Source organism: Arthrobacter crystallopoietes, assembly GCF_017603825.1.
In the GTDB taxonomy this organism is placed as follows: domain Bacteria; phylum Actinomycetota; class Actinomycetes; order Actinomycetales; family Micrococcaceae; genus Crystallibacter; species Crystallibacter crystallopoietes_B.
In genome coordinates, this window is sequence record NZ_CP072014.1 from 4,270,069 (window position 1) to 4,286,124 (window position 16,056).

Below are 16,056 nucleotides of genomic sequence, written 5' to 3' on the forward strand. Positions count from 1 at the left end.
GCGGCCGCGGGGTCGCTGTTGTGCCGCTGCTGCCGGGCACTAGGCGCCAGGTGCTAGCGGCCGACGAAGCCGTTCTTGCCCTTGAACATCTGGATCACGGCCGGGCGGGGCAGGCCGCCCTTGCCCGAGGGCGTGCCGGCCGGCAGGTAGTCCGGGAACAGCGAGCGCTGCTGGTCCCAGGAACCGTCCTCGCCCGGGTGCTGGACCGCCACGAAGACCAAGCCGTCCTCGTCGTGGATGACCGGGCCGCAGGTTTCGGCGTCGATCGGAACTGCCATGAACTGCTCCACCTTGCCCATCTCGGGGCCTTCCATGGTGACGCGGTACAGGGCGTCATTGCGCTGGATGGTGCCGGGCTGGCCGTCGGTGGAGATCCACAGATTGCCGGCCGAGTCGAACGCGAGGTTGTCCGGGCAGGAGAGCGGCTGGACCTGGTCGGCCGGGTAGCCGTTGAAGTAGACGCTCTCGTCCACCTCGGGGTCACCGGCGACCAGCAGCAGCTTCCAGGCGAACTCGGTGGAGGTCTGGTCCCCGGTCTCGGTCATCTCGACGATGTGGCCGTGGCGGTTGTTGGCCCGCGGGTTCGGCTCGTCGGCCTGGGCAGCCGTGCGGTTGGTGTTGTTGGTGCAGGCCACGTAGATCTTGCCGTTGGCCGGGTTGATCTCCACGTCCTCCGGGCGGTCCATCTTGGTGGCCCCCATCTTGTCCGCCGCCAGCCGGGTGTAAACCAGGACCTGGTCGATCTCCATGTCCGGTACCAGCGACTTGTTGTTGTGGGTCAGCTGGATCCAGTGGCCCACGCCGTCGAAGGCACCATCGCTGGGCAGCACGCCGGAACCGTCAATCTGGTTCGCCGGGGAGTTGCCGGAGAAGCTGGCCACGTAGAGGTCACCCTCGGTCAGCAGCGTCATGTTGTGCTTCTTGTCGCCCTCGCGGTACGTGTCCTTGGAGACGAACTTGTACAGGTAATCGAAGCGCTCGTCGTCGCCCGAGTAGGACACGGCATGGCCGGACTTGGCGATGGTGACGTTGGCGCCCTCGTGCTTGAAACGGCCCAGCGCGGTGTGCTTACGCGGCGTGGACTTCGGATCGAACGGATCCACTTCCACGATCCAGCCGAAGCGGTTGTCCTCGTTCTTGCCCTCGGCAGTGTCCGTGTCGAAGCGCGGTTCTTCGACGTGCCACCCGCGGGACGGATTGGAGTTGGTCAGCCCGTAGCGGCGCTGCTCATCCGTCGGCGCCGAAACCTTGAAGTATTGGTTGAAGTTCTCTTCGCCGGAGAGGATGGTGCCCCATGGCGTGGTGCCGCCGGCGCAGTTGTTCTGCGTGCCCAGCACCGCGCGGCCGCTCGGGTCGGCCTTGGTCTTGAGCAGGTCCGAACCGGCTGCGGGACCGGTCAGCCGGTACTCGGTGTCCATCAGGAAGCGGCGGTTCAGCTCCGCCCCGCGTACATACTTCCACGGCTGGCCCTTGCCCTTGCGCTCCACCTCGACCACGGATAGACCGTGCGCCGCCATGGCGGTCTTGCGGACCTGGCTGATGTCCATGTCCGGCGGGAACATCAGGTTCTCGTTGGTGTATTCGTGGTTGGAGAACAGCACACCGCGCTTGCCGTTGCTGCCCTGAATCTCGATGATATCGAGGTAGTCGCAGTTGTAGCCGAACTGGCCGGCCTGGGACTCCGGCGTCTGGTTTTCCGGGTCGAACTCGGCGGAATCGTGGAACAGCGGATCGCCCCAGCGGATGACCGGCTCCCAGTTGTAGCCCTTGGGCACCACCACGTCGTCGACGGTGTTGGGCACGCCGTCGATACCGGCGAACTTGAGCTTGCTCGCGTTGCCGGAGCCAAAGCCCTGCTTGGCCGCAGGAGCCAGACCGGCAGCGGAGCCGTTGGCCGCGGCCGTTCCCCCGCCGAACATCAGTGCCACGACGCCGGCACCGCTGACGCCGAGCATGTTCCGCCGGGAGAATTCGGCGGAGACGATGTCGCGGAAGTAGTTGTTGTCCGAGGTATTGCACACGCCCTTGGCGCAGGCATTGTCGCACTTGAGCGCACAGGTCATGGCGCTGCGCTTGCCGGAGGTATGTCCCAGCATCGGCAGCAGGCGTTTTTTCAGATCAGACACTTCAGAGGCCTTCCACATCGAACGGTTGCGAACGGCTTTCACCATTTCAGCGCAATCCGACCAACAGGCCGAGGCTAAGTAAACAACAAGCAAACAACCAACGACGGCGGGGCGAACCCTCCGCGGTCAAGCCTAGCTTTCGCCATCCGGCCCTTCCGGCCAGCCCTTCCCGGCCATTCTCTTCCCCGGCCGCATCAACCGCCACCTCTCATCCGGCCACCCCATCCATCCCCTACCTCGCGGCTGCCACCTCAGCCAGCGTCCTATATGTGCGTTCGAGCCGCTCGGTCCACCACTGCTGCCGCTCGGCCGGTGCCGCGTACCGTTCCAGCAAATCCTCATCTACCTCCACCGTGCGGACCGGCAGTTCGCCGCCTGCCGGCACCAGGGGCCGGCTTGTCACATCTGCGTCCATCAGCGAAACCGTGGCCAGGCCGCAGGCGTAGGGCAGTTCGGGCAGCGCCGCGGCCAGCGCCACCCCGGCGCTGATTCCCACGGACGAGTCCAAGGCGGAACTGACGACGGCGGGCAGGCCCGCCTGGGCCACAATATCCAGGGCGCGGCGCACCCCGCCCAGGGGTTGTACCTTGACCACGATCAGGTCTGCCGCCTCTTCCCGTGCCACCAGGAGCGGGTCGCTTTCCTTCCGCACACTCTCGTCCGCAGCAATCAGGGTGCCAATACCGCGGCGCCTGAGTTCAAGGCGCACCTGCCGCAGGCCATCAATATCCGGAACGGGCTGCTCGGCGTATTCGAGCCCATACTCGGCCAGTTGCGTCAACGCTTCGACGGCGGTGGGAACATCCCAGCCACCGTTGGCATCCACCCGCAGGGCCGAGGCCGGCGCGGCTGCCGACACCGCCTCCACCCGGGCAACATCATCCTCGAGGCTCTGGCCCCGCTCGGCAACCTTGATCTTGACCGTCTTCGGCCCGTCATAACGGGCCAGCACGGCCGGCACGTCCTCCGGGGCAACCGCGGGAACGGTGGCATTGACCGGGACGCTGGTGCGAACCGGCTCGGGGAAACCCTGCCAGCCCGCTTCCACAGCCGCGCGCAGCCACGAAGCCGCCTCGCCGTCGTCGTACTCTGTAAAAGGAGAAAATTCCGTCCAGCCCGCCGGACCGTTGAAGAGCATCACCTCGCGCCGGAGCACCCCGCGGAACTTCACTTTCATAGGGAGCGAGACCACCCGCGCCGTGGCCAGCAGTTCGTCCAAAGTCGGCATCTTTAAGGGCTCGATCGTCACTATTCCACTCTACGCCGGGGCATGAGGGCGTGGCTGTCGGCATCCGTCCAGCAAATTATGCGACCCTTGAAGGCGATGACTAACCAGCAGAAGAGCAGGGCCCGGCCCGCCGCCCGCCGACGGGCGGGCAGAAGTCCCATCCTGTTCTGGCTCGGCGCCGTCCTCTGCGCAGCCGCGTTTGCCTTCACGTACTACGCCTTTGTCCGCACCACGCTGGGCCAGTTCGCGGACGAGTCCGCCTGGGCCGAAGCGGAAGCCGGCTGGCGGCTGGGCCGCGGGGTCTTCCTGGATTTCCTGGACCTGCTGCCCGATATCTCGGTGGCGCTCGCCGCCGTCGTTCTCTTGGTGGTGGCGCTCGCCCGGCGCCGCTGGCGGGCGGCCGGCATTGCGGTCGGCGTGGTCGCCGCCTCGGCCGCCAGCACCTGGATCCTGAAGAACCTCATCCTGGACCGGCCCGATCGCGGTGTCCCCACGCTGGAACACAACTCCCTGCCCTCGGGCCACACCACCATTGCGGCGGCCGCGGCGATGGCCATTTTCCTGGTGGTATCGCCCCGCTGGCGGCCCTTTGCGGCAGCAGCCGGCGGCGCCTACGCCGTGCTCGCGGGTGCGGCCACGCTCATCAACGGCTGGCACCGTCCGGCCGACGTGGTCGCGGCGTTCCTGGTGGCCGGCTTCTGGGCCCTGGTGGCAGGTCCGCTGGTGCTGCGTTCGGGCGATGGCTGGAACTTCTTCCACGGCTACGGCAGCCACTGGTCGTCCTCGCCCTTGTGGCCCCGGTTGTGCTGGCTGCTGGCGCTCCTGGGGCTGGGCCTGGCCGCGGCGCTCTACTGGTTCATCCAGCAAATAGGCGCCGCGCCGACGCCGGGCGACGGACGGCTGCCGCTGTTCTTTTGGGCCGGGATGGGCTTAATCGTCGGGGCCGGCATGTTGCTCAGCGCCCTGCTGATCTGGCTCTTCAGCTTCCAGTCCCGCCGGAAATAACCGGCTCCGGCTCCAGCGGCCCGGTGCGCGGGATCCAGTAGGCCATCGCCACCGCACCCAACAGCCCCAGCCCGGCGGTCATCCAGATGCCGGCGGACAGGGAAACCGCGGCCGTCACGAGGCTGAGCAGCGCGGGACCGCCCATGATGCCGATGTCGCTGAGCAGCCGCCAGAAGCCAAGGAACTGCGCCCGGCCCACCGGCGGCGCATAGTCCGCACCGAGGGTCATGACAATGCCCGAGCCTAGCCCGTTGCCCAGTCCGATCAGCAGCGCCGCGAGCAGGAAGCCCAGCATGGTGGCGGTGAACGGGATGAGGAACAACGCTCCGCTCATGACGGTCAGGAACGGGATGGCCACGGCCAGCCGCCCCTTGAGGTCCATCAGCTTTCCGGCGGGGTAGAACACCAGCATGTCCACCGCGCCGGAGAGCCCGAAAATAACCGACGTCGTCGCCGCGTCCAGGCCGATGCTGTCGCCCCATAGCGGGATCACAACATTGCGCGATGCGCGGACGGCCCCGATCAGCAGGATGCCGATCCCGATGGTCAGGTAAATGCGGCGGTGGCTGCGGGCAATCGAACGCATGCTCGGCCGCGCCGGTTCTTCGCCGTCGCAGTCAGTGCGCGCCACCTCCAGTTCGGGGACCGTCAACGAGATTCCCGCGGCTACGAGGAAGGCAACCGCGCCCAGCCAGTAGGCGCCGGCGGTTCCAGCCAACCCAATAACGACCGCGCCGGCGAACGGACCAAAGAACATCCCGATTCGGTGCACGCCGCCGAGAGTGGACAGCGCACGGGCGCGGAAATTTACCGGCACGGCCTCGCTCAGGTACGACTGGCGGGCCAGCAGGAAAACGGATCCGCCCATGCCGATCAGGAAGACGGCCAGCGCGAAGACCGTGATGTGTGGGGCCGCCACGGCCAGGAGCATAGCGGCTGCACACCATAGCGACGCCGCTACCAGCGCCCACTTCTCGCCGAACCGTGCCGTGAGCATCGACGCCGGAATGTTGGTCACCAGCGAGCCGACGCCGAGCAGCGTAACCATCAGCGCGGCAAGAGCCACGGTGGCCCCGAGATCCCTGGCGCTCAGGGCCACTACCGGCAGAATGGCACCCTGGCCTACTCCGTAGAGAAGGGACGGGCCATACGCCGGCACGGCAATCCGGCGGAGGCTGAAACTCGCATCGGGCCTCAGCTCAGCACCACCTAACGAGGTGCTTGCTTCAGACGCGTGAGCAGCGCCCGTGACTGGAGCGGGCCATACGGCAGTATCGGTATCGCCTTCGTGGTGTCCGCGGGCGTGTCCCTGCTGGCCTGCTCACCCATCCGGACAGCCAGCGACATGGTCTCCCACATACTCTTGACGAAAGCATCGCTGACCGTTTGCCCGTGGCCTGGCACCAGCACATCGTATTCGTGGCGCAAGCCGGAGATCTTGCGAAGCGTTTCCACCCAGTCGCGCGGGTAGGAATCCTCAAACGCCGGATTCGCGCCTTGCTCCACGAGGTCGCCAGCGAAGAGGGTCGACGGCGTACCCACCAGCAAATCGCCGTCGGTATGGCCCCGGCCCAGGTAGAACAGCTTCACCGGCATGTCACCGAGGTTCACGGTGACTTCGGTATCCACCGGCTTCGTCGGGACACGGATGCGTGTGTGTTCACCGATCCCCTCGGCCATCTCGGGTTCCGTCTCCGCTACCTGCTCGCGCTGGAGTGAGGCAGTCTCAGCCATATCGTGTGCGCAGTTGCGGTGCGCATAAAAGTCATGGACGCCGTTGTCCGCGAAGAAGGCGTTGCCGAAGATATGGTCGAAATGCGAATGGGTATTGACTACCACCAGCGGCAGCTTCGTTAGGGACCGGACCGCCTTGTAGATCTGCTGTGCTTGCCGCGGGCCCGCCCCGGTGTCGATCACCATGGCTTTTTGCTTCCCGATCACCAAGCCGGTGTTGAGCAAATAACTCCGCGTCCGGATGACATAGTTACCGGGTGCCACCTGAACGTACTCGGCCTTGTCCTCGGTTTGCACGGTCTCGCTCATGCCGGCCATTTCCTCCTGGATCTGTTCCCGGACGCAGCGTCATTGCGCGTCCAACCCCAACCGTATCGCGGTGAGCGGGAAGGAAACAGTCACAGACCGGATAGCACGTAACCGAACAGACTCTCTCCCGTGGGGTGAGAACGGAAACCGACTTACCCGTCTATCAATCCCATATGTACCCTTCGTGGATCTCGCCAAAAGGAACGCGTTGGTCAACCATTGCCTGGACGTGGTGCGACCCAGCTCCGCGGATCAGAATTCCATGGTCGCCTTCCGCCACAGACTCCAGAAATACCGGACGAATGGCGTCCGCCTCAGCGGCACTCAGTCCGGCCAAATACAGTTCGTAGGCCTCAGGAAGAGCTTTCATGTCCTAAGGGTAGCCCGGGCAATGTCGGCGGTACAGGGCTTCGCGCGGTCGAGGTTCGGGCCGCCACGGGGTGACGTGGGAGGCTCCAACTGACCAACAGCCTCGATATTTCCCCTATTCAGCACCCACCGTTTTAGCATCGCCGTTCTGGTTATCCACCGCCGGACTAACCGCTTGTGGTCTCCATCACGCCCCGGTAAAATCGAATGTATGTTCGAGTCAATCGTTCCAGCAGAAATGGGGCCGGTGAAACCGGTTCACGGCGATCCGGGTGCGGTGCTGGTCCGCGGCTGGGCCGCCGAGCTCCCGGACCTGGACCAGGAGGTTTCCGAAGGGGTGCGGATTGACCGGATCACCGCGATGGAGGACCTCAAGGCCGCCCTGGCTGCCGCGCAGGCCCGCGAGACGGAAGCGTTTGTTGCCTCCCGCCGGGAGGCCCGGGCCGCGGCCGGGATCTCCGCGGAGAAACGGGGCCGGGGACTGGCGAAGGAAGTCGGCCTGGCCCGGAAGGACTCCCCGAACCGGGGCGGTAAGCACCTGGGCCTGGCGACCGCGTTGGTCAGGGAAATGCCGTACACGTATCAGGCGCTGGCCCAGGGCCGGCTGAATGAATGGCGGGCGAGCATCCTGGTCCGCGAGACCGCCTGCCTGGCCGTGGAGGACCGGGCCGCGGTGGACCGGGAACTGTGTGCTGATCCGGGGACGCTGCAAGGGTGCGGGGATAAACGGATCGGGGCGCTGGCGAAGCAGGCCGCGCTGCGGCTGGATCCGCTCGCGGTGGTCCGCCGGGCCGCGAAAGCCGAAACCGGACGCCATGTTTCCTGCCGTCCGGCGCCGGACACCATGGCTTACGTGAGCGCCCTGCTTCCGGTGGTGCAGGGCGTGGCCGTTACCGCCGCGCTGGTCAAGGCGGCCGACCGGTTGAAGGCGCAGGGCGATGAACGCGGCCGGGGCCAGCTGATGGCCGACATCCTCGTCGAACGCGTCACCGGCCAGCCGGCCCGGAGCCCGGCGAAAATCGAGGTGCAGCTGGTCATGACCGACCGTACCCTGTTCCAAGGCGATTCCGAGCCGGCCCACCTGGCCGGGTACGGCATCGTCCCCGCGCAATGGGCCCGCGACCTGCTCCGCACCGAGAACACCGACCACGAGAACGCGAACGGCGGCGAGGCCGGCCCCGCCGCCGGCAACCCGATCAAAGGTGCCGCAAATGGGTCTGGCGAAGCCGTTGCCGGCTCCGCGGATGCCGGCAACGGGAACGGCGCTACGGGGTCCGGTCCGACAGGCGCAGGCGAACCGGTACCGGTCACCGATGCTGCTGGCGCGAACGGAGACACCGGAACCGCCGGAAACACAAGGGAAGCAGGTTCGGCGACCGGGCCGCCGGGCTCCAGACGTGACCCCGGCGATGCAGGCGATGCGCCCGGGGTGGAAGTGTGGGTCCGCCGGCTGTATACAGCGCCCGGTACCGGGCAGCTGCTCGGAATGGATTCGCGGGCACGGTTGATGCCGGCCGGAATGCAGCGGGTCATCCAGGCCCGGGACCAGCTCTGCCGCACCCCCTGGTGCGACGCGCCGATCCGCCACCACGACCACGTCGTGCCCTGGCGCAACGCCGGGGACACCAGCGAGATCAACGGGCAAGGCCTATGCGAAGCATGCAACCTCGCGAAAGAAGCCGACGGCTGGCACGCCCAAACCGTCCCCGGCCCACGGCACACCGTGGAAACCACCACCCCCACCGGACACACCTACCAATCCACCGCACCAGCACTACCCGGCACACCACCGGCAACGGCAACAGAGCAACCGGACGAACTGCCCGAGCCGCTGTCAATCTTCGAACAGGCACTCGGCCACATCGACTTCCTCTACCGCCCCGCCGCATAACAGGGAGGCAATCCCAAACTCAGAGGTCGGCGAGAACCGATCCCGGGCTTTCAATAGCATCCGCTACGTATCGGAGGAAGCCGCCGGCTGTGCCACCATCGCAAACACGATGGTCGAAGGCCAGTGTCAGCTCGGTGATTTTCCGCACCGCCAACTGTCCATCGACGACCCACGGCTTATCAATGATCCGGCCAATCCCAAGGATCGCCACTTCTGGGTAATTGATGATGGCTGCGCTGCCGTCCACTCCAAAGACCCCGTAGTTGTTCAGCGTAAAAGTTCCGCTGGTCAATTCTGCCGGAGTGGCTTTGCCTTCGCGGGCGACGGCAGTCAGTCGACGTATCTCGGCATCGAGTTCGCGTGCGCTGAGCTTGTCGGCCCTCCGGATGCTGGGAACCATTAGCCCCCGATCCGTTTGTGCTGCAAAGCCGAGGTTTACGCCGTCAAAGCCCACGATCTCATCGTTTTCTACCCGAGTATTGAGTTCAGGGAATTTGGCCAGACCTGCAGTTACGAAACGGGCAATGAAAGCCAGGAGACCTGGCGTATTGTCTCCATCCCGCTTCTTTAGGGCAGCACGGATCTCAAGCAGCGCGGTGGCATCCACATCCACCCATACTGTGGCTTCCGGAATCTCCCGCCGGCTCTGCGCCATAGCTGCAGCTACCGTCCTCCGTACACCCTTCATAGGCGTGCGGGTAGCGATTCCAAGCCCAGTGCGTGCATCACCAGCACCGCCGCCAGCGGCAGTAGCAATGGAAGCGGCGTCGGCCGATCCCACCACCGCAGGGCTTTCGCTCAGGCCCGCAAGCGCCTCCTCAACGTCCCGTCGCAGGATCAGTCCACCGGGGCCCGAACCGTGTATCTCGGAAATACTGAGTCCACCGTCCCGGGCCAGTTTTCGCACCAGCGGTGAAATCACCTGCGGAGCCAGACCAATAGGTACCGTTCCGTTGGACGATCCCGCAGCTGCCGGAGTCCCTGGTTCACCGGCTTCGGCAGCTCGCACAGCCTGGGCTACGGCGGCCCGAGGCGCACGATCGGGCGCTGCAGCAACTGCAGGTGCTGCAGCGGGGACTGCCCGCGGCTCAGCAACAGGAGCGGCTGCCCCGACCCGCGCGCCGGCGCTCCCCTTTGGCCGACGGGTACGCTTGGCGCCACCATGGCCGCCGGGTGTTCCGTAGCCGATGAGAACGTTTCCGGATCCGCCGTCTTCTGCCTGCTCGGCCTGCTCAGCCGGGGCTTGGACGCCGGCCCGTTCCTCGTCCCGGTACGCTTCGGCGCCGGGATGTGCTTTGGCAGCGCGCGGCCCGCCGGCAGCTGCACTGGAACCCCCTGTTGCTCCGGCAGAACCGGCTCCTGCCGCGTCGACGGAAATCAACGGTTTGCCGACATCAATGGTGTCCCCGGCCGCGCCATGCAACTCGGCGACGGTGCCAGCAAACGGACTGGGTACTTCCACCATGGACTTGGCGGTTTCGACTTCGGCGATAGGCTGATCGACCTTGATTTCATCGCCGACATTGACCAGCCAGTTGACCAGCTCAGCATCGGTCAGCCCTTCACCCAGATCCGGGAGGTTGAATACCTGACGTGACATGGTTATGCGTCCTCCCACTGAAGATCATCCACGGCGTCGAGGATTCGGTCCACGCTGGGCAAATAGAACTGCTCCAGCTTCGGCGCAGGGTAAGGAATGTCAAAGCCGGTAACGCGCAGAACCGGCGCTGCCAGCGAGTGGAAACAGCGTTCCTGCACCCGGGCCACGATTTCAGAGGCCACTGAGGCAAAGCCAGGGGCCTCCGCGATAACGACGGCGCGGCCCGTCTTACGCACGGACGCCGCCACTGTCTCGTCGTCGAAAGGAACGATGGAACGCACGTCGATGACCTCCAGCGACCGGCCTTCTTCGGCAGCGGCGGCTGCGGCGTTCAACGCGGTGGATACCGAGGGACCGTAGGCAATCAGCGTGGCGTCGCTGCCTTCGCGCGCAACGACAGCACGGCCAAACGAGCCGACTGATTCGCGCAAGGACTCCAGCTCCAGGTCCTCCTTTGACCAGTACAGCTTCTTTGGCTCCAAGAACACCACCGGGTCCGGGTGGCGGATGGCCTCGCGGAGCATCGTATACGCGTCCTGCACTGTCGCCGGCGCCACCACCGTCAACCCGGGCGTGTGCGCATAGTAAGACTCGGAGGAGTCACAGTGGTGTTCCACTCCGCCGATGCCGCCCGCATAGGGAATGCGGATAACCATGGGCAGCTTGACCTTGCCCTTGGTCCGGTTCGGCATCTTGGCGACGTGCGAAACGACTTGTTCAAAGGCGGGGTAGGCAAAGGCATCGAACTGCATCTCCACCACCGGACGGAGCCCGTTCATCGCCATGCCGATGGCCATGCCCATAATGCCGGACTCGGCCAGCGGCGTGTCGAAGCAGCGTTCCTCGCCGAAGCGTGCCGTCAGGCCGTCGGTAATCCGGAAAACGCCGCCGAGAGGGCCGACATCTTCACCAAATACGACGACGGTCGAATCCGCCTCCATCTCATCGGCCAGTGCCGTGTTCAGCGCCTTGGCAAACGTCAGTGTTGTGCTCATGGTGGTTCCTCCGGTGGTAGCAGCTAGGCCGGTTCGCGTGCCAGCTCGTCGCGCAGCTTGGCCGCCTGTTCGAGGAGCTGACTGGTCTTTTCGGTGAATACGTAGCGGAACAAGTCCTCCGGATCCACCTCGGACTCGGCGTTCAGTCCGTCCCGCATTGCAGCTGCCACCGTCTCCGCCTTCTCGGCAATGTTCTTTTCCACTTCTTCGTCCAGCAGGTTGAGGTCAGTCAGATAGGTGCGCATGCGCTGGATCGGATCCTTCGACACCCACTGCTGGACCTCGTCGTCTTTGCGGTAGCGGGTGGCATCGTCCGCGTTGGTGTGGGACTGCATGCGGTAGGTATGGGCTTCCACCAATGCCGGCCCGCCGCCGTCCCGCGCCCGCTCGACCGCCTTGCCCAGGACGGACAACAGCGCTGCAAGGTCATTACCGTCGACCCGCTCCCCCGGCATGCCATAACCAATGGCCTTATGAGCTAACGACGGCGCTACGGTCTGGTGGTGCAACGGCACGGAGATGGCGTACTGGTTGTTTTGGACGAAAAACACCACGGGCACGTGGAAGACGGCTGCGAAGTTCAGTGCTTCATGGAAGTCGCCTTCGCTGGTTGCGCCGTCGCCGCACATGGCGACGACAACGGTGTTCTCGCCCTTGAGCTTGGCCGCGTGCGCCACCCCGACGGCGTGCAGCAGCTGGGTGGCCAGCGGCGTGGCCTGAATGGAAACGTTATGTTCGTACGGGTCGTACCCGCTGTGCCAGTCGCCTCGCAGCAGGGTGAGCGCCTGGATGGGATCCACGCCCCGGGCCAGCACCGCAACAGTGTCGCGGTACGTAGGGAAGAGCCAGTCCTGCTTGTCGATGCAGACGGCTGCCGCAACCTGGCAGGCTTCCTGTCCGTGGGAGGACGGGTAGACGGCCATCCGGCCCTGGCGCACCAGCGCATTGGCCTGGTCATTGACACGACGGCCGACGACGAGCTCCCGGTAGGCAGCCAGCAGGGCTTCGCCATCAGGCAGAGGGTATTTGTCGTTGTGGACGTGGCGGCCGTCCGGATCCACCAGCTGGACTGGCTGCGCGGATGGCAGCATATAGGACTCGGCGGTTGCCTGCTGATCCAGGTCTGGACGACGGGAGGGGTCCTGCATCGATCCCTCGAGCGGATTTCCGGTTGAGATAGTCATCGTTTGCTCCCTCGAATCCTTCGCATACTGTTGGCCGTCAGGCGGATAATCGTTCACCGCAGCTGTGCCGGAGAGTAGAAACTGTGTGGCTTTAGTATGCGTTCAGATGACTATTCGTATCCACTTCCACTAAAGATTATGGAATTTTCAATCCCAAGGCCGTATTCTTATGGACGAATTGCAATTGTGAGCTGCCTAACTAAACGAGGTGTAGACGAATGACAGATGGCGATTCGCCGAAGCTGGACGACATTGACCGGAAGATCCTGTCAGAGCTCACCCGGGACGGCCGGTTGTCGGTAACGTCTGTAGCCGAGAATGTGCACATCTCCCGCGCTCACGCGTATTCGCGTATCGCTCGTCTGACCGAAGCCGGAGTCCTGACGAAGTTCACGGCGTTGGTGGATCCGATCAAGGCCGGACTGAAGTCTTCGGCTTATGTGACCCTGAAGTTGCGCCAGCATTCCTGGCGCGAACTGCGGGAAGCGCTTCGAGCCATCCCGGAGGTGCATCACATCGCGCTCGTCGGCGGTAACTTTGACGTGATCCTGCTGGTGCGCGCCATAGATAACGTGGACCTGCGCCGGGTCATTTTTGACCAGATCCAGTCAATGCCCGGGATTCTGGACACGCAGACGTTCCTCGTGTTCGAGGACCTCGACACTCGATAACGGCCGGGTCGGGCGATAAACCCAGGCCTATACGCCAGATCACTGATGGCCAACATTAAGAAGCGGCGTTAAACGGCAATGCCGCCGGGTTCGTCCCGGCGGCGTTCCCGCTAACCATGGTCAGGGCTGGTGTGCTCCGACTGCAACAGCCTCGCGTCGCGGAACTGCCCTCCCCCATGTGGCCGCAGAAGCGGACCAGCCCTGCCATGCCTTGTGGGTTTCCCCAGCTCGGATCGTTTCATCGGTTTAGAAAATCAGTTTGATAAATTCTCTGCCCGGCCGTGAGACATGTCAAGGGTACGAAGGGATTGTAAGTCGGTGTGCCAGGTGGCGGCTAGCTAGCCCTTGAAGACTGGCTTGCGCTTTTCCTGGAACGCTTTGAAACCCTCAGCGTAGTCTTCGCTCTTGCACAGCTCGCCTTGGGCGGTGTTTTCCTCGTCGACGGCGGACCATAGTCCCAGTCGCTGGTCCCGGATGTTGGCCACCAGTTCCTTCGACGCACGGAAGGCCCCCGTTGCACCTTGGGCAACCTTGGTCACCGTGGCGCGCGTGCTGTCCAGTAGCTCGTCCGCTGGCATGGTCCGGCTGAACAAGCCCGCACGGACAGCTTCTTCGCCGCTCATCAAATCAGCCGTGTAAATCAGATCCAGGGTGCGGTGGGCGCCGAGCCGCTCGGTGAACAACCAGTGGCCGCCGGAGTCAAGGGTGGCGCCAAGGTTGGCGAACGGCGAGCCGATTTTCGCATTGTCGGCAACGTAAACCACGTCGGTGGCAATGAGCAGTCCAAGTCCGACGCCGAGACATGCGCCTTGCGCCGCCGCGAACGTGGGTGCCGGGAAGGCCGCTATCTTTTTCAGCAGCGGCGTCACCAGATTGCCAAGGTAGCCATACGCGTCATCGGTTTCGGGCACGACGCCGGAGATGTCGCGTCCGGCGCAGAAGCCCCGGCCTTCACCGCGGAGCAGCAACGCACGGACGGAACCGTCAGCGGCGGCTGCGGCGGCGTCGTCGTACGCCTTTCCCAGCTCAGCCAAAGCGTCTTCATTGAGCGCGTTCATCTTCTGCGGCGCGTTCAGCACCACTTCGGCGACGTTGTTTTCGATCGACAACTCGATCATGCCCACGGTTTTCTCCTTCGGTGCAGGTGCAGTGCAGGTAAATTCAGCGGCGTTTACGCATCGTAGTTGACGGTGATTTCATCGCCGGTGGGACGGGTCTGGCAGGTCAGCACGTAGCCGCGCTCGATCTCTTCCGGCTCCAGCGCGTAGTTCTCCTCCATCTCGAACGTGCCGGAGACCACCTTGGCGCGACAGGTGCCGCAGACGCCGCCGGCGCAGGCGAAGGGAACGTCGGGACGGACGCGCAGTGCCGCATTGAGCACGGTTTCGCGGGCATGCTTGGGGCTGGCCACCTGGGCGGAGAGCCCGTCCAGCTGGAAGTTGATTTCGTAGTTGTCCGCGTTCGGATCCACCTCGACCGGTCGGCCGATGTTGCCCTGCGGCTTGTTTGGCTCGCCGGTGGTGAAGAGCTCGAAGCGGATTTTCTCCGCCGGAACTCCACGTTCGGCCAGGGTGTCGCGGCAGAGCTGGACCAATTCGAACGGACCGCAGAGGAACCACTCGTCGACGTCATCGGTGCGCAGCACTTCGTCGAAGAGGCTGGTGAGTTTTTCGGCGTCGATCCGGCCCGAAAGCAGCGGCGAGATGCGCTGTTCGCGGGAGAGCACGTGGTGCAGGCCAAAGCGTGCAGGATATTTGTCCTTGAGGTCCGCCAGTTCCTCCACGAACATGACGTCCATGGCGGCTTTGTTCGCATATACCAGGTCAAAACGGACGTTGTCGTTCGCGGCCAAAACGGTGCGGGCGATGGAGATCACCGGGGTGATGCCGGAACCGGCAGCGAACGCCACGAAAACGTCTTCGGCGTCCGTGTCGATGGCCTCCGGGTGGTTGATCTCCGTCATCTGGTGCTTGGAGATGAACGCTCCCGTGGGGCTCATGACGTCCAGGACGTCCCCGGCCTTGAGGTTCTCGTTGGCCCAGTTAGAGAACAGTCCGCCGATGTCGCGTTTGATCGCCACGCGGATCTCGCCTGGCCGCGGCTCGGCGCAAATGGAGTAGCTGCGCCGGACCTCCTGGCCTTCCATGGTGGTGCGCAGCGCTACGTACTGTCCGGGGACATAGTCGTAATGGCCTTGCAGCTCCTCGGGAACGGCGAACGTCACCTCGATGGCCTCGTCGGTGAGGCGGCGGACCTCGGCAACGCTCAACGGGTGGAAGGACCCACGCTTCTTGGCCGGCGCGTCGGTGGCGGTACCGCCGGAAGCGTCGGAAGCTGAGGCCGGCGATGTGGAAGTAGTCATTTAGAGCACCTTGAAGTAATCGAAAGGTTCTTTGCACTCATTGCACTGATAGAGCGCCTTGCAGGAGGTGGAGCCAAACCGGGTCAGTTCACGGGTGTTGAGCGAGTTGCACTGCGGGCATTTCACACTGAGGCCCAGGCTGATCGGACCGGTGCGGAGGGCAGCCATGCCGGTGGGCGGCGCAATGCCGTACTCCTCCAGCTTGGCCTTGCCCGAATCCGTCATCCAGTCCGTGGTCCAGGCCGGCGCCAAGACGAGCCTGACCCTCACGTCGCCGTAACCTTGTTCGCCAAGGGCGGCAACGACGTCGTCCTTGATGGCATCCATGGCGGGGCACCCGGAATAGGTGGGCGTGATGGTCACGTCCACTGCCGGGTTGCCGTTGTCGTCGAATTCTTCAGGCACGACGTCGACACTGCGCAGGATTCCCAGCTCGGCGATATTGATGACGGGAATCTCAGGGTCGCAGACCGTCGCCGCGATGTCCCAGGCACGGGCTGCTTCAGCCTCGGCCGGGCGCACTGCTGTGTTGGTAGACATAACCTGCTCCGTTATCTTTTCTTGCTCGTCTTGGCTGTTGCC

At 64.5% G+C, this 16,056-nt stretch carries 14 protein-coding genes; 3 read left to right on the top strand and 11 right to left on the bottom strand.

The features are described 5' to 3' along the window. Positions 1 to 53: 53 nt before the first annotated feature. Together J5251_RS19665 and J5251_RS19670 are read right to left on the bottom strand one after the other, a co-directional pair. A complete protein-coding gene (locus J5251_RS19665) occupies positions 54 to 2,144 on the bottom strand; it encodes a PhoX family protein (RefSeq protein WP_139007240.1) in 2,091 nt (696 codons plus the stop codon). Positions 2,145 to 2,358: 214 nt separating this feature from the next. Beyond that, positions 2,359 to 3,354 carry an o-succinylbenzoate synthase gene (locus J5251_RS19670; protein WP_139007239.1) on the bottom strand — a complete coding sequence of 332 codons (996 nt, stop codon included), beginning with the start codon at positions 3,352 to 3,354 and terminating at the stop codon, positions 2,359 to 2,361. Between the two features lie 96 nt (positions 3,355 to 3,450). On the opposite strand from J5251_RS19670, the gene J5251_RS19675 reads away from it, so the two are divergent. After that, the gene (locus J5251_RS19675) at positions 3,451 to 4,359 is read left to right on the top strand and encodes a phosphatase PAP2 family protein (protein ID WP_139007214.1); all 909 of its coding nucleotides are present in this window, start codon (positions 3,451 to 3,453) and stop codon (positions 4,357 to 4,359) included. Here J5251_RS19675 and J5251_RS19680 read toward each other — a convergent pair. The 3 genes from J5251_RS19680 to J5251_RS19690 form a co-directional block, all read right to left on the bottom strand. Beyond that, positions 4,334 to 5,557, bottom strand: a complete 1,224-nt coding sequence (locus J5251_RS19680) for an MFS transporter (RefSeq protein ID WP_139007213.1) — start codon at positions 5,555 to 5,557, stop codon at positions 4,334 to 4,336. The two genes, J5251_RS19675 and J5251_RS19680, sit on opposite strands and share 26 nt — an antisense overlap. An 11-nt stretch (positions 5,558 to 5,568) precedes the next feature. After that, the gene (locus J5251_RS19685; protein ID WP_139007212.1) at positions 5,569 to 6,402 is read right to left on the bottom strand and encodes an MBL fold metallo-hydrolase; all 834 of its coding nucleotides are present in this window, start codon (positions 6,400 to 6,402) and stop codon (positions 5,569 to 5,571) included. 163 nt (positions 6,403 to 6,565) lie between these two features. Next, the gene (locus tag J5251_RS19690) at positions 6,566 to 6,772 is read right to left on the bottom strand and encodes a hypothetical protein (protein WP_139007211.1); all 207 of its coding nucleotides are present in this window, start codon (positions 6,770 to 6,772) and stop codon (positions 6,566 to 6,568) included. A 210-nt stretch (positions 6,773 to 6,982) separates the two neighbouring features. Here J5251_RS19690 and J5251_RS20430 point away from each other — a divergent pair, with 210 nt between their 5' ends. Further along, complete coding sequence (locus tag J5251_RS20430; RefSeq protein ID WP_244250733.1) at positions 6,983 to 8,662, top strand: HNH endonuclease signature motif containing protein; 1,680 nt, start codon at positions 6,983 to 6,985, stop codon at positions 8,660 to 8,662. 19 nt (positions 8,663 to 8,681) lie between these two features. Here the strand turns inward: J5251_RS20430 and J5251_RS19700 are convergent, their stop codons facing one another. From J5251_RS19700 to pdhA, 3 genes are read right to left on the bottom strand one after another with little or no spacing between them, the layout of a single operon-like run. Next, positions 8,682 to 10,262 (bottom strand): dihydrolipoamide acetyltransferase family protein, encoded by a 1,581-nt coding sequence (locus tag J5251_RS19700; protein WP_139004612.1) that lies wholly within the window; start codon positions 10,260 to 10,262, stop codon positions 8,682 to 8,684. Positions 10,263 to 10,264: 2 nt separating this feature from the next. Beyond that, positions 10,265 to 11,257: an alpha-ketoacid dehydrogenase subunit beta gene (locus tag J5251_RS19705; RefSeq protein ID WP_139004611.1), complete on the bottom strand. Its 993-nt coding sequence runs from the start codon at positions 11,255 to 11,257 to the stop codon at positions 10,265 to 10,267. Between the two features lie 23 nt (positions 11,258 to 11,280). Continuing rightward, positions 11,281 to 12,405: a pyruvate dehydrogenase (acetyl-transferring) E1 component subunit alpha gene (gene pdhA / locus J5251_RS19710; RefSeq protein WP_139004651.1), complete on the bottom strand. Its 1,125-nt coding sequence runs from the start codon at positions 12,403 to 12,405 to the stop codon at positions 11,281 to 11,283. Positions 12,406 to 12,659: 254 nt separating this feature from the next. On the opposite strand from pdhA, the gene J5251_RS19715 reads away from it, so the two are divergent. Next, complete coding sequence (locus J5251_RS19715) at positions 12,660 to 13,112, top strand: Lrp/AsnC family transcriptional regulator (protein ID WP_074701154.1); 453 nt, start codon at positions 12,660 to 12,662, stop codon at positions 13,110 to 13,112. Positions 13,113 to 13,450: 338 nt separating this feature from the next. Here the strand turns inward: J5251_RS19715 and J5251_RS19720 are convergent, their stop codons facing one another. Genes J5251_RS19720 through paaD form a run of 3 tightly spaced genes read right to left on the bottom strand, consistent with a single transcriptional unit; the run spans position 13,451 to position 16,014 of the window. Next, the gene (locus J5251_RS19720; RefSeq protein WP_139004650.1) at positions 13,451 to 14,230 is read right to left on the bottom strand and encodes an enoyl-CoA hydratase/isomerase family protein; all 780 of its coding nucleotides are present in this window, start codon (positions 14,228 to 14,230) and stop codon (positions 13,451 to 13,453) included. A 53-nt stretch (positions 14,231 to 14,283) separates the two neighbouring features. After that, complete coding sequence (gene paaE / locus J5251_RS19725; RefSeq protein ID WP_139004610.1) at positions 14,284 to 15,474, bottom strand: 1,2-phenylacetyl-CoA epoxidase subunit PaaE; 1,191 nt, start codon at positions 15,472 to 15,474, stop codon at positions 14,284 to 14,286. Next, complete coding sequence (gene paaD / locus J5251_RS19730; protein WP_139004609.1) at positions 15,475 to 16,014, bottom strand: 1,2-phenylacetyl-CoA epoxidase subunit PaaD; 540 nt, start codon at positions 16,012 to 16,014, stop codon at positions 15,475 to 15,477. Positions 16,015 to 16,056 lie beyond the last annotated feature (42 nt).

What these genes read in the sequence shown, in the direction of transcription:
- J5251_RS19685 (WP_139007212.1), bottom strand. Translation starts at nt 6,402, where the DNA reads ATGAGCGAGACCGTGCAAACCGAGGACAAGGCCGAGTACGTTCAGGTG.
- J5251_RS19715 (WP_074701154.1), top strand. Translation starts at nt 12,660, where the DNA reads ATGACAGATGGCGATTCGCCGAAGCTGGACGACATTGACCGGAAGATC.
- J5251_RS20430 (WP_244250733.1), top strand. Translation starts at nt 6,983, where the DNA reads ATGTTCGAGTCAATCGTTCCAGCAGAAATGGGGCCGGTGAAACCGGTT.
- J5251_RS19670 (WP_139007239.1), bottom strand. Translation starts at nt 3,354, where the DNA reads ATGCCGACTTTGGACGAACTGCTGGCCACGGCGCGGGTGGTCTCGCTC.
- J5251_RS19665 (WP_139007240.1), bottom strand. Translation starts at nt 2,144, where the DNA reads ATGTGGAAGGCCTCTGAAGTGTCTGATCTGAAAAAACGCCTGCTGCCG.
- J5251_RS19700 (WP_139004612.1), bottom strand. Translation starts at nt 10,262, where the DNA reads ATGTCACGTCAGGTATTCAACCTCCCGGATCTGGGTGAAGGGCTGACC.
- J5251_RS19705 (WP_139004611.1), bottom strand. Translation starts at nt 11,257, where the DNA reads ATGAGCACAACACTGACGTTTGCCAAGGCGCTGAACACGGCACTGGCC.
- paaE (WP_139004610.1), bottom strand. Translation starts at nt 15,474, where the DNA reads ATGACTACTTCCACATCGCCGGCCTCAGCTTCCGACGCTTCCGGCGGT.
- J5251_RS19720 (WP_139004650.1), bottom strand. Translation starts at nt 14,230, where the DNA reads ATGATCGAGTTGTCGATCGAAAACAACGTCGCCGAAGTGGTGCTGAAC.
- J5251_RS19690 (WP_139007211.1), bottom strand. Translation starts at nt 6,772, where the DNA reads ATGAAAGCTCTTCCTGAGGCCTACGAACTGTATTTGGCCGGACTGAGT.
- pdhA (WP_139004651.1), bottom strand. Translation starts at nt 12,405, where the DNA reads ATGCAGGACCCCTCCCGTCGTCCAGACCTGGATCAGCAGGCAACCGCC.
- J5251_RS19675 (WP_139007214.1), top strand. Translation starts at nt 3,451, where the DNA reads ATGACTAACCAGCAGAAGAGCAGGGCCCGGCCCGCCGCCCGCCGACGG.
- paaD (WP_139004609.1), bottom strand. Translation starts at nt 16,014, where the DNA reads ATGTCTACCAACACAGCAGTGCGCCCGGCCGAGGCTGAAGCAGCCCGT.